The organism is Microcystis sp. 0824, from assembly GCF_003112475.1.
Classification (GTDB): domain Bacteria; phylum Cyanobacteriota; class Cyanobacteriia; order Cyanobacteriales; family Microcystaceae; genus Microcystis; species Microcystis aeruginosa_C.
Window position 1 is genome coordinate 120,514 of the sequence record NZ_BDSM01000027.1, and the last position, 11,910, is coordinate 132,423.

At 44.5% G+C, this 11,910-nt stretch carries 11 protein-coding genes and 1 pseudogene; 7 read left to right on the top strand and 5 right to left on the bottom strand.

All coding sequences use genetic code 11. The annotated features are described in order from the left end of the window. Positions 1 to 45: 45 nt before the first annotated feature. Complete coding sequence (locus tag N0824_RS12215) at positions 46 to 1,530, bottom strand: site-2 protease family protein (protein WP_108936948.1); 1,485 nt, start codon at positions 1,528 to 1,530, stop codon at positions 46 to 48. Positions 1,531 to 1,634: 104 nt separating this feature from the next. Here N0824_RS12215 and N0824_RS12220 point away from each other — a divergent pair, with 104 nt between their 5' ends. Further along, complete coding sequence (locus N0824_RS12220; protein WP_108936949.1) at positions 1,635 to 2,306, top strand: MBL fold metallo-hydrolase; 672 nt, start codon at positions 1,635 to 1,637, stop codon at positions 2,304 to 2,306. Between the two features lie 39 nt (positions 2,307 to 2,345). After that, positions 2,346 to 3,314: a thiamine-phosphate kinase gene (gene thiL / locus N0824_RS12225; RefSeq protein WP_108936950.1), complete on the top strand. Its 969-nt coding sequence runs from the start codon at positions 2,346 to 2,348 to the stop codon at positions 3,312 to 3,314. A gap of 3 nt (positions 3,315 to 3,317) precedes the next feature. On the opposite strand, the gene ffh is transcribed toward thiL, so the two are convergent. Beyond that, positions 3,318 to 4,754, bottom strand: a complete 1,437-nt coding sequence (gene ffh, locus N0824_RS12230) for a signal recognition particle protein (RefSeq protein WP_045358811.1) — start codon at positions 4,752 to 4,754, stop codon at positions 3,318 to 3,320. Between the two features lie 496 nt (positions 4,755 to 5,250). Here ffh and N0824_RS12240 point away from each other — a divergent pair, with 496 nt between their 5' ends. From N0824_RS12240 to N0824_RS12255, 4 genes and pseudogenes are all read left to right on the top strand, one after another. Beyond that, entirely contained in the window at positions 5,251 to 5,499 is a 249-nt protein-coding gene (locus tag N0824_RS12240) for a helix-turn-helix domain-containing protein (protein WP_233256421.1), read from the top strand. 478 nt (positions 5,500 to 5,977) lie between these two features. Beyond that, positions 5,978 to 6,145: pseudogene (locus N0824_RS21365) on the top strand (RNA-guided endonuclease TnpB family protein); the annotation flags it as partial. A gap of 71 nt (positions 6,146 to 6,216) precedes the next feature. Next, positions 6,217 to 7,488, top strand: coding sequence for a type IV pilus twitching motility protein PilT (locus N0824_RS12250; RefSeq protein WP_108936952.1), 1,272 nt, complete (start codon positions 6,217 to 6,219; stop codon positions 7,486 to 7,488). Between the two features lie 90 nt (positions 7,489 to 7,578). Next, the gene (locus tag N0824_RS12255) at positions 7,579 to 8,325 is read left to right on the top strand and encodes a circadian clock KaiB family protein (RefSeq protein ID WP_108936953.1); all 747 of its coding nucleotides are present in this window, start codon (positions 7,579 to 7,581) and stop codon (positions 8,323 to 8,325) included. Here N0824_RS12255 and N0824_RS12260 read toward each other — a convergent pair. Continuing rightward, positions 8,322 to 8,534: a hypothetical protein gene (locus tag N0824_RS12260; RefSeq protein WP_002751038.1), complete on the bottom strand. Its 213-nt coding sequence runs from the start codon at positions 8,532 to 8,534 to the stop codon at positions 8,322 to 8,324. The genes N0824_RS12255 and N0824_RS12260 overlap by 4 nt on opposite strands. A 71-nt stretch (positions 8,535 to 8,605) precedes the next feature. Between N0824_RS12260 and N0824_RS12265 the strand changes: the two genes are divergently transcribed. Continuing rightward, positions 8,606 to 10,267 carry a M14 family metallopeptidase gene (locus tag N0824_RS12265; RefSeq protein WP_108936954.1) on the top strand — a complete coding sequence of 554 codons (1,662 nt, stop codon included), beginning with the start codon at positions 8,606 to 8,608 and terminating at the stop codon, positions 10,265 to 10,267. A gap of 15 nt (positions 10,268 to 10,282) precedes the next feature. On the opposite strand, the gene N0824_RS12270 is transcribed toward N0824_RS12265, so the two are convergent. Together N0824_RS12270 and N0824_RS12280 are read right to left on the bottom strand one after the other, a co-directional pair. Further along, positions 10,283 to 10,699, bottom strand: a complete 417-nt coding sequence (locus tag N0824_RS12270) for a retroviral-like aspartic protease family protein (protein WP_108936955.1) — start codon at positions 10,697 to 10,699, stop codon at positions 10,283 to 10,285. Positions 10,700 to 10,898: 199 nt separating this feature from the next. Continuing rightward, entirely contained in the window at positions 10,899 to 11,891 is a 993-nt protein-coding gene (locus N0824_RS12280; RefSeq protein ID WP_108936957.1) for a pentapeptide repeat-containing protein, read from the bottom strand. Between the last annotated feature and the right edge of the window lie 19 nt (positions 11,892 to 11,910).

The window sequence follows — 11,910 nt, forward strand, 5'->3', positions numbered from 1 at the left end:
CTGACCGATAATTTTCCCGGAACTCGGGTTGATTGATGCGGTCGCTTACATCCCCCACCAACGGGCCACCGCTTCGGGAAGGGGGAGCAAAATACTTAATAATAAAGCCAGGGAAAATAGGCCTAATAAATCTCGTTTATTATCCAATTCCGTCACGTCATTTAAAGCAGGTTGATCGCTGACTGGCATTAATAATAGAATAATCGCCCAGAGTAAAAAATCTGGCTGTACTAGGGCTAAAATAAACAGGAATAATCGAGTTAATTGACCGATAATTACGGCGGTTTTCTGCCCATACATGGCGTGAACAATATGACCACCATCCAATTGACCCACGGGCATTAAATTTAGGGCTGTAACGATAATTCCCACATAACCTGCCACCGCTAAAGGATGTAAATGGATGGCTTTTCCCGCGATTAAATTACTGCCGAGAGCTAGTTTAGCTACGATAGACAAGAAAAAAGAAAACTGCGGATTTAAGGCCTGAAAATTTAATAAACTGCTTTGATTGGTTAGGGGAACTATTTCCGAGAGGGACAATCCCCAAAATAGTAGAGGAATAGCGATAATTATACCCCCCAAAGGACCGGCCACCGCCACATCAAATAAAGCTTTGCGCGTGGGTACAGGCGATCGCATTTGAATAAAGGCCCCGAAGGTGCCGAGGAAGAAAGGAATGGGAATAAAATAGGGCAAAGTAGTTTTAATTTTATATTTAACGGCGGTAAAATAATGACTGAATTCGTGCAGTCCTAAAATAGCAATTAAGCCCAAACTGTAGGGTAAACCTTGCAGTAATAAACTAGAATTATTTTCTAATTGTTGGGCGGTAATGCCACTTAATCCCGCACCGATGACCGTGGTAGTTAAGAGAGTTAATAACAATAAACCGAGGAAAATAAGGGGGCGAGTAACTTTTTCAGTTTCTATAGTTTCTGTTTTTTGCTGCCAGGGATTAGCCACAAGAGCGAAAAAAGGTTGTCCCTGAAAACTTTCTTGGAAAAGCAATAAAAAGCGATCCCCAAAAACCTTTTCCACATTGTTTTTAATCACTTGATAAGCTTCTTCGGGAACCGCTCTCAATTTCCCCCGACAGAGAATTGCTTGGGGACGATAATCGATATTTTGCAGATAATAAATACCCCAAGGAAAACAATCTCTTAGGGATTTTTCCTCTTCGGCAGTGATCGGTTTTAAATTATTTTTAGGTGCAGGATTATCAATATTTTCTAGGACTAAATTCGCTGTTTCCAGTGGTGATGGGGGGCTTTCTTGGGGAGTAACTCGACCCTTTTGTACTAGCCACCAATACAAAAAAGGGCAGATCACAAAAGGACCGATGAGCAGAAATGCCGGCATGGGGGTATCCTCTCCATAGATTAACGTCCAGCCAGTCCAAATAAGAGCCGGAGTCATCAGGACTAACCAAATTAACCATATTGGTGTTGTCGTGATTTTGGCCACGCTACGCTTGACGATAAAATAAGTGAAACCGCCAAGAATCCCTAATAACAACCATATTTCCATATCGGCTCTTTTCTCTTGAATAAAAAGCGGCTAATTTCAGCCCGCCCGGTCATCGATCGTGCTAGATTGTAAACCGCATTGATTGTGATTTGGATAGGCAAACCATGCGATCGGAAACCGAATCGTCTCCTTTAGAGGTTAGCAAAACCACAAAACCCCCTCGATTAATTCTAGAAGGTTTATACGCTTTCTCGCCTAATCGGGAAACCCTAGGGGGAACCTCTTATCTTATTGTAGAAAATACCGGCAATATTCTGGTGGATTGTCCTAGCTGTGAGGAGAGCGAGCGGGATTTTCTCCGAGAAAAGGGTGTCCGTTACCTATTTTTTACCCATCGCGGGGGTCAGGGTAAACAGAGCGATTCTCTGCAAAGTTTACTTAATTGTGAGATTATTCTACAGGAACAGGAAGCCTATCTGCTTCCTCACCGTCAAATTACCGTTTTTCAGCAGCAAATCCAGTTATCTCCCACTTGTAGCGGTTTTTGGACTCCTGGCCATTCTCCCGGTTCCTCCTGTCTCTACTGGCACCATCACGGGGGGGTTTTATTTACCGGTCGTCATCTTCTCCCCGACACTAAGGGTCAACCGCAACCCCTACAGACCGCGAAAACTTTCCACTGGCCGCGGCAATTGCGATCACAACAGGCTATTTTAGACCGTTTTAGCCCGGAAACCCTCTCCTATCTTTGTCCGGGGGCTAATACCGGCTTTTTGCGTGGTCGGGGAATTATCGATCGCGCCTACGAAAAAATCAGTGCCAATCTTCTTAACTAAAGACTTTTTAGAAGCTGCATCGTTCAATTCTCAAACATCATGAATTTAACCGTTAAAGATTTGGGTGAACAGGGATTGCTACCGATTCTGCAAAAATATTGTCCTGCGGAGATTATCGGTGATGATGGGGCGATTTTATCCCTGAAAGAGGGTTACTCTCTGGTTGTCACCACTGATGTTTTAGTTAATAACGTCCACTTTAGCGATCTTACCACCTCTCCGGAAGATGTGGGCTGGCGAGCGGCGGCGGCTAATTTATCCGATTTAGCGGCTATGGGGGCAGAACCCCTGGGAATTACGGTAGGATTGGCTTTAACTCCCGATCTAGCCATCGATTGGCTAGAAGGACTCTATCGGGGTCTTAGCTCTTGTCTGCAAGTATATCAGACGGCGATCGTTGGTGGCGATGTCTGTCGGGCCACGGAGATTAACATCAGCATCACCGCCCTAGGACAAGTGGCAAAAAATGAAGAAATTAGACGTTTTAACGCAAAAGTTGGCGATAGTATCGTTATTACTGGTTATCACGGTTTATCGCGGGCTGGATTAGAGTTACTCTTTCACCCTGAAACCGGGAGGAATTTAAATTCCGGCCAAAAAAAGCGATTAATCCAAGCTCATCAACGGCCGCGACCGAGACTCGATTGCATACCACATTTACAAAAAATTGTCAAGCAATTTCCCATCGCTGGCATGGATAGCAGTGACGGGTTAGCAGATGCCATCATGCAAATTTGTCGCTGTAGTGGGGTTGGTGCTGAAATCGAGAGGATTCCCCTGCATCCAACCCTGAAAGAATATGTAGGAGCCGAAAAAGCTCTAGAATGGGCTTTATACGGCGGTGAAGACTTTGAGTTAGTTTTGTGTTTGCCCCCGGACAGTGCCAGAGAATTGCTCGAGAAAGTGGGGGAAGAGGGGGCGATAATCGGTCAAATTGTCCCCGGGAGAGAGATAAAATTAGCCGACGGTAGAAACCTAAGTTTAAGCTCCGGATTTCAACATTTTTAGCCTCTATAAATCGCCAAAACCTTTCTTTTTCTTGATTTTCTTCGGTTTTTTCGGGCTGCCACCTTGACCTCGGAACCCCGGTTGATTGCCACCCCCAAACATTCCGCCACCCATCCCGGGCATCCCAGGCATAGCGGGCATTTGTCCCCGTCCCATCTGTTGCATCATCGATCGCATTCTGGTGAAATTAGTAATTAGTTTGTTAACTTCTGTTTCCGGATGTCCCGAACCTTTGGCAATGCGACGACGACGATTAGGAGACTTAGCCAATAAATCGGGGTTAGCGCGTTCCTCCGTGGTCATGGAATTAATCATCGCTTCCGTGCGTTTTAACTCTTTTTCGCCCTTTTCGATGTCTGTACCGCTCAGTTTGCCTAGACCGGGGATTAACTTCAAGACTCCCCCCAGGGAACCCATATTTTTTAACAGCCGCATCTGTTTGAGGAAGTCATTAAAATCAAACTTAGCCTCTAAAATCTTGGCCTGCATTTTGGCCGCGTCTTCTAGGTCTAACTGTTCCTGGGCTTTTTCCACTAGGGTCAGGACATCACCCATATTGAGGATGCGACTGGCAAGGCGATCGGGATAAAATGGCTCTAAAGCTTCTACTTTTTCGCCAACCCCAACAAATTTAATCGGTTGTCCCGATATTTGCCGCACTGATAAGGCCGCACCGCCGCGAGTATCGCCATCAAGTTTAGTGAGAATTGCCCCCGTGATGCCGATTTGTTGGTGAAAAGTGTTGGTAAGACTGGCCGCTTCCTGACCGGTCATCGCATCCACCACTAATAAAGTGTCGTCGGGGTTGACAATTTTCTTGATTTGTGCTAGTTCGCCCATCATCTGGGTATCTATCTGCAAACGACCGGCGGTGTCGATGATAACGGTATCTACGCCCAATTCTTTGGCTTTTTCCACACCTTGACGGGCGATATCGACGGGATTGGCCTGAGAACCCATCTCGAAGACGGGAACATTTATCTGTTTACCGAGGGTGATTAATTGGTCAATGGCCGCGGGACGGTAAACATCGGTGGCCACCATCAGGCAGCTTTTGGACTGTTTGCGGAGATATAGGGCTAATTTGGCGGTGGCGGTGGTTTTTCCTGTCCCTTGCAACCCAGCCATTAAAATTACGGTGGGGGGTTTATCGGCCTGAGCTAGGGGAACGTTACTTTCCCCCATAATTTTAACCAATTCATCATAGACAATTTTGATAAATTGCTGACCGGGATTGACTCCGGAAATAACTTCAGCGCCGAGGGCTTGTTTCTCGACCTCAGCAATAAATCCCTTGACTACCTGTAGGTTAACATCTGCTTCTAATAAAGCCCGCCGGACTTCTTTGAGGGTTTCTTGTATATTGGCCGAGGAGATTTTATCTTGACCTCGTAATTTTTTCCATGCGTCTTCTAAGCGGTCGGCCAGTGCGTCGAACATAGTTTCGGAATTAAATTTTTAACTAGATCGATTTTATCTCAAATGTCGGGGGAAGACCCCCGTTCTTACCCTGTCATTGGTCGGGGATCGGCGGCAAAGTTCGATCGAATGTTAAACTGAGTCTGTCTTAGCTTCGGAAGTATTCGATCGCTGCAGGAATCGATTAAAGAGAAAACCGAGGAGCAGGGCCTGAAATTCAAGGTCGTCAGTGAACTTTTTATAAAAGCTGAAGTTGGTTTCCACCATGTCCTGCATTATGTCGGATGCCAGGTTATCAAAGGCAAGTTTAACATTTTCGGGAGTATTGATCTTAAGGCTCGCTTTCAGGGGTACGCTGTCATCCAGTTTGGTGTCAAGGTGTTCGATAACATCCTCACTGAAATCAGTACCAAATCGTCGATTAATTTCTTCAATGATTTTCGAGAGGGGTTCTAAGTAAGTAGGCGAAAAAACTTATAAAATAGCAGAGAACCCTTTGTGGAGGATGAATCAAACCTTGCCAGCCCCTCTAAAAATTGATTTAATTGAAGAAGAAGACAAAAACCTGCTAGAACTGCAAAAACTGGCAGGAATTCCTTATAGGGTCAAGGAGAGAGCCGAAATCATTCGACTTAGGCATTATGGATGGTCAGTGGAGAAGATAGCCGAATATAAGGGAAAATCCCCCCACATCGTTATTGCCGTCTCTAAATCTCCAAAGTTAGTCAGAATATACCAAGGTTCTTTTGTTTTAAAAACCCCATAGGTTTTTTACACTTACCAGCTAAGTTAAACTCTCCAAATCCCTGTTCTTTTGTAATAAGCTAAGACGCATTTAAACCGCTTATTTTTAGATTAGCCGAACCTCCCCCAATCCCTTTACTGTTGCCTTTTACCTCTTGCATGAGTGCCTCGTCTCAACAAGCAATTTAAATTATGAACAGCTTAGCACGGTCAATATTTTCCCCAATACTCGCTGCTGTTCTTCGAGATTACTACTTCGGGTTTGCGGCAAAAAGCTTTTCCTGGGGGCAGGGTGTGGGGTGTGGGGTGTGGGGTTTTACCAGTTTTGAGGTGGCCAATTACCTAATTTTCAGGGAAAAAGTCCAGGAATTTTCCCCCTGATCACTCCCATGCCTGGTACTTTTTGATTGACAAAAAGTCTAAAAGTCTTACCCAACAAGGTTTTTAGATGTATTCAGCCAACCCTACATAAGCTTTTCAGCTTGCTTGTCCCCCTGTCAGGAAATTATCTCAACGGTACTGTTGGGCAAACAGAAACCGACCCAAACGCCTTGGGAGAGTCTGGCCTCTGGGTTTTCGGTGGAGACATGGAGAATCTAAGCTGTCTCGTTGAACAAGGAATTTCCGATAGTGATAGGTCAAGAATCCCCCGTCACAGCGCAGCTTGACGGTGGGAGTATGTCAATTAAATAATTTGTACTATAGAGTTCTGGCATAATTAATTTTTGAGAGTTCAAAAATGAGTCAAAATCCCAATTCTTCCTCGCGACCACTGCAGCCGCTGCCAGTTCCCTCCATCCCGATACCTCCCTCGGAGTTAATCAAGGGAACCAAACCAGAGATAAATCAAGAAATGAGCCAAAAGGTGGCGACGCAGACCCCAAAAGTGCCAAATATGCTGCAAAATGGGCAAATATCGCCCCCACGTCCTCCCCAAAGTCGCGCCACCAATCAACCCACCTTAGAACATTTGGTTCGGATTGCCTTTGATCAGGGTTATTCGGACGTTCACCTAGGGGTTGGAGAACAACCCCGGATGCGGGATCGTGGCGAAATGATTATTCTCGACTATCCTGAAATTGACATCAACACTTTTTATAGTTGGTTACGCGAAATCCTCGGTGAAGAAGAAATCCTTCGCTTTAAAAAAGACCTAGAATTTGACGGTGCGACTCAGTACGAATTCGCTAGGGTGCGGATTAATATCTTTGAAAGTCTGCGCGGTCCGGGGATGGTTTTGCGTCTGATTCCCATGAAAATCCCCACTATGGAACAATTGCGCTTACCGAGGGTTTTCCGGGATGTGTGCGATGTGCAGAAGGGATTGATTTTAATCACCGGTCCGACGGGTTCAGGGAAATCCACCACCCTAGCAGCAATGATCGATTACATCAATAAAGAACACCCCAAACATATTATCACCATCGAAGACCCGATCGAATTTGTCCATCAAAGTCGTCGCAGTTTGATCAAACAACGGGAAGTGGGAATGCACACCCACGAGTTCGATAATGCCCTAAAAGCCTGTTTGCGGGAAGACCCAGATATTATTCTGGTGGGGGAGATGCGGGACAAAGCCACCGTTAATACTGCCCTGAAAGCTGCCCAAACTGGTCACTTAGTCCTAGGAACCCTGCACACCAACAGCGCCGTTAAAACCCTTGACCGGATTTTAACTCTTTATAGCGCCGAGGAACGGGAATCGCCGCGGCTGGCGATCGCAGAATCCTTGGTTTGTATTATCTCCCAGGGTTTATGTCGCACCACCGACAGTAAACGGGCTGCTTTTTACGATATTCTCCTCAATACAGAGGCCGTCAAAGATTACATTCGCAACGGCAAAAATGACGAAATTGTTGAATTAATGAAAGACGGCGAATACCACGGCATGATTACCACTAATCAATCCCTGTTTAACCTCTATCAAAAGGGACGGATTACCGAGGAGGTAGCCTTGACCATGTCCCCGGTCCCCAATGAACTGGCGATGATGCTGCGGGGTAGAATCTAGAAAAACCCTGAAGGAAATCCTTCAGGGGTCAAGAGTTTAGTAGTCTAGAAAAATAGAAGCTCCTATTTATTCTTCACGGGAACCCCTCAAGTGGCTACTTCTGCGATTGTGTTGCCCGATATTTTTAAAGGCATCGCCCTGTTTACCCCCGGGGGCGACCTGATTTACTGTATCGATCCTGATAAACAAACTCATTGGCATCTGAATCTCTGTGCTGCTCTCCAGTCCGCTTTAGGGTTGCCAGAACCCCCCCATTTTTTAGTTCCTAGTTTTACCGCTACCATCGACCGGTGGCGAGATCCCTACAGTCACCGTATTCATACTAGAGCCGAAGTCTATCCCCTTGTCCGTCGCTATCAGCCTTTATTAAATGCTATTTTCGCCACGGACGATCGAGCTTGGTTTACTGTACCTTGGCAGGAACAATCCTCTAATCCCACTATCTTAGAAACCTATCGTCAGCAGTTTCCCCAACTTTGGCAATCCCACGATCTGATTCTCCGTTATCAGGAGCGCCCCGCAACCACTTCGGGGATTAGTGCTGACTCCGACTACACTAACCCCAGTCCCAAGGGTTATGTTTTGCGGTTATTTGTCTCCGGTAATAATGCCAATACTAAACACACCCTAGAATCGATCCATCAGCTTCTAGAACGAGAATTACACCATCCCTACACCCTGAAAGTGATCGATATCTCTAAGCATCCAGAACAAGCGGAATCTAATCATGTCTCTGCTATTCCCACTTTAGTCCGGGTTTGGCCACAACCGGTAAAACGCATAGTCGGCGAATTTGAGGATTTACCGCGAGTATTACAGATTATCGCCACCGCTTAGGGTTTAAAGACTTCTGACTCGATACCTCGCCACCATTCGCCCAATTTCATTAAGTCTTGTTGAATATCATCCAATTCTTGGATATATTCCTGTTGGGAAAGACTAGCGCGACGTTCTTGCAGTTTTTTGAGACGCAATTGCACCAACAGCCAAGGCTTGGAAATACCGTTAGTTTCTTCAATATAGCGAGCGATATCTTGACTATCCATAGTTTTCTACTTTTATTATCCCATATTTTGTCAAATTAACCCAAGAATCCTTTTTTTAGTTGCAGAAGATTATGTTTGATTTTAGCCACTATTACCCCTACGCCGAATTAGTTTCTTTCCTGAAAAACCTAGCTTCATCCTATCCTAATTTAATTAGCCTCACTTCGATCGGTAAAAGCTACGAAAATCGAGATATCTGGTTAACTACCCTCACAAATCAAGCCACAGGCCCCTATTTAGAAAAACCTGCCTATTGGATCGATGCTAACACCCACGCGGGGGAAGTAACAGGCTCTGCCGTCGCTCTCTACACCATCTCTCATCTTTTGCGCGAATACGGTCATAATCCCCAAATTACCAGACTTCTTGACCATTACACTGTCTATATTTTGCCGCGATTAGCCGTGGATGGAGCAGAAAAATATCTCACTACTCCCTATCTGTTACGATCGAGTATTCGCCCCTATCCCCACACGGATGAGAAACCGGGGCTATATCCTGAAGATATTAACGGCGATGGTTTAATCTTACAAATGCGCCAAAAAGATACCTGTGGCGCTTGGAAAATTTCCGAACAAGATCCTCGCATTATGGTGCGTCGCGAACCAGAGGAATTTGAGGGAACTTTTTACACTTTGCTCACCGAAGGTTTAATCCGCGATTACGATGGCTATAATTTTACCACTGCCCCCACCCTAGAAGGTTTAGATTTTAACCGCAATTATCCTGTTTATTGGGTTCCTGAAGGGGAACAACAGGGGGCCGGAGATTTTCCTTTTTCGGAGCCAGAAACCCGTGCAGAAGCCGAATTTTGGGCGAATAACACCAATATTAATGGCTTCGTTACCTATCATACCTATTCAGCAGTCATGTTGCGTCCCTATAGCACCCATCCCGATGAATATTTCCCCGTGGAAGACTTAGAAATGTATAAATATATTGCCGATAAGGGAAAGGCAATGACTGGCTATGAATGCGTTTCTGTCTATCACGATTTTCGTTATCATCCTAAAGAAGTGACTAACGGTGCCATGGATGATTACGGTTATGATCATTTTGGTTGGTATGGTTTTACGGTGGAGTTATGGGATGCACCCACCCAAGCGGGAGTGAAAAAAGATGATTATATTCAATGGTTTCGCTGGCATCCTTTGGAAGATGAATTGAAGTTACAGCGTTGGAATGATGAGAATTTAGCGGGAAAGGGTTTTATTAATTGGCAAAGTTTTGATCATCCCCAATTGGGAGAGGTGGAAATTGGCGGTTGGGACTTTAAAAATGTCTGGCAAAATGCCCCAGAAAAGTATTTACCAGATTTATGTGAAAAACAATGTGAGTTTACTATTGCCCATGCTTTAATGTCACCTCTTTTAGCTATCTCTCGTCTCGATCTTAAGTCGGAGGGAAATGGTATTTATCATCTGGTTTTACAGTTAGAAAATCAGGGATTTTTACCCACTTATACCAGTAAAAAAGCACTGGAAAGAAAGATAGTTCGTCCCATTCAAGTCAAGTTAAATTTAGCCGATGAGGTGAGTTTAATAGTGGGAAAATTAGAGCAGGAAATCGGTCACTTAGAAGGGCGATCAAATAAAGTATATAGTAGTCTTGCTCACGGTTTAGATTATCGCTGTACGGTGGAATGGGTAATTAAGGGAGTTTCTGGTCAAGAAATCGAGATTATCGCTATAGCTGAAAGAGCCGGAACAGTCAGACAAAAAGTGATTTTATAGAGCTATTTTGTTTGATCAAATTGTTAAATAAGTCTCGTGGGATTCCGTGGGTAAAACTCGCAATTTTTGGCTGCGAAAATCTGGTTCTAATCCCAAAGCTTCTAAGGGAATTACTCCTAATAAGTTGTTTTGACCTCTGGGTAATTCCAAACATTCAAAAGTCCCTTCCCGTCCCGCGATAATCAAGGTGGCATCGCGAAAAATTCTCGCTTTTCCTATGCCTTTAGCCGTAGCCACATCTACTTCTTTTAAAAGCTGTAAACCCAAGCGGGAGATTACTTCTGGCACCAGATAAAGAGTAGTTGCTCCCGTATCTACCAAGACATTTTCTAGGGTAAGAGAGCGAATTTGATCCGGAGAAATCACAGCCGCTGCTGCTAAAATTTGATCGGCGCGATTGATAACTGTAATGGTGGTGTAGATTTTGCCCAGCTCTTCTGCAATAATTGCTGGCTAAACCATAATACTACCCTCAATTCTACCCCTAATTATACCAGAATAATTGCCAACAAAATTGTCCAGTAAGTACCTAGGCAAAATTAATTACACATATCTAACCCCGCTCTTGCCTCTTGCCTCTTGCCTCTTGCCTATCTTCACTAGGAAATTAATTTTGCACGACTACTTAACTTTAATTATTAATCCGGCCATCGGGCATAATTGCACCGAGGAAGTTAACTCCCATGAGATTAGCACTCATTAACTCAGCACGAGTTAGATTCGCATTACTTAAATCAGCACCGGTGAGATTTGCTCTAGCAAAAAAAGCATCGATTAAATCCGCTTCCCTAAGATTAACTCCTGAAAGATTAGCCCTTCTTAAGTCAGCATGATTCATTCTTGCCGATTGAAAATTAGCTTGACTAAGATTAGCTCGATCTAATTTTATTTCAGTCATAATTGCACTATGGAAATTTGCGCCCATTGCTTCCGTATCGCTCATTTTTGACCGTACTAAATTGGCTCCCGCTAGATTTGCTCCCACTAAACACACCCCGACTAAATTGGCATCAGTGAGTAAAGCACCTTGGAGATTAGCATTAGTTAAGTCTGCATTTCTTATGTCAACATTGCACAAATTAGCCTCCTTTAAATTAGCTCCTACTAGATTAGCTCGTACCAGATTAACCCCTTTCATATTAGCCCCTTGCAGGTCGGCGCGATAGAGATTAGCCGCTTGTAAATTAGTGTGAGAATTTTTATTTTCCTGACGCATATTTGTTCCCCGCAAACAAGCACCAGTGAGGTTAGCACTACTTAAATCAGCCCCGCGTAAATCCGCCCCGATTAAGTTAGCATCAAGTAGAATAGCTAGGGTTATATCGGTATCACGAAGATTAGCCCCTTGTAGGAGCGCTCCGTGTAAATTGGCACTGCGTAAATCTGCCCCATTTAAGTCAGCTTGGTTGAGACTAGCACCGCTTAAATTAGCCGCCACGAGATTAGCTTGAGCGAGATTAGCCCGGTTAAGATAGGTAAAGAGAAGATTGGCTCCGTGCAGATCTGCCCCATTTAAAACAATGCCAATCAAGTCAGCACCAACTAAATTAACTCCTGGCAATTTTAAGCCACTAAATTGAGTTTCTCCCTCGGCATAACGTGCAATTAGTTCGGTGGGTTTCATAGGTAGAATATCCAGAGAA

What these genes read in the sequence shown, in the direction of transcription:
- N0824_RS12215 (WP_108936948.1), bottom strand. Translation starts at nt 1,530, where the DNA reads ATGGAAATATGGTTGTTATTAGGGATTCTTGGCGGTTTCACTTATTTT.
- N0824_RS12220 (WP_108936949.1), top strand. Translation starts at nt 1,635, where the DNA reads ATGCGATCGGAAACCGAATCGTCTCCTTTAGAGGTTAGCAAAACCACA.
- thiL (WP_108936950.1), top strand. Translation starts at nt 2,346, where the DNA reads ATGAATTTAACCGTTAAAGATTTGGGTGAACAGGGATTGCTACCGATT.
- ffh (WP_045358811.1), bottom strand. Translation starts at nt 4,754, where the DNA reads ATGTTCGACGCACTGGCCGACCGCTTAGAAGACGCATGGAAAAAATTA.
- N0824_RS12250 (WP_108936952.1), top strand. Translation starts at nt 6,217, where the DNA reads ATGAGTCAAAATCCCAATTCTTCCTCGCGACCACTGCAGCCGCTGCCA.
- N0824_RS12260 (WP_002751038.1), bottom strand. Translation starts at nt 8,534, where the DNA reads ATGGATAGTCAAGATATCGCTCGCTATATTGAAGAAACTAACGGTATT.
- N0824_RS12265 (WP_108936954.1), top strand. Translation starts at nt 8,606, where the DNA reads ATGTTTGATTTTAGCCACTATTACCCCTACGCCGAATTAGTTTCTTTC.
- N0824_RS12280 (WP_108936957.1), bottom strand. Translation starts at nt 11,891, where the DNA reads ATGAAACCCACCGAACTAATTGCACGTTATGCCGAGGGAGAAACTCAA.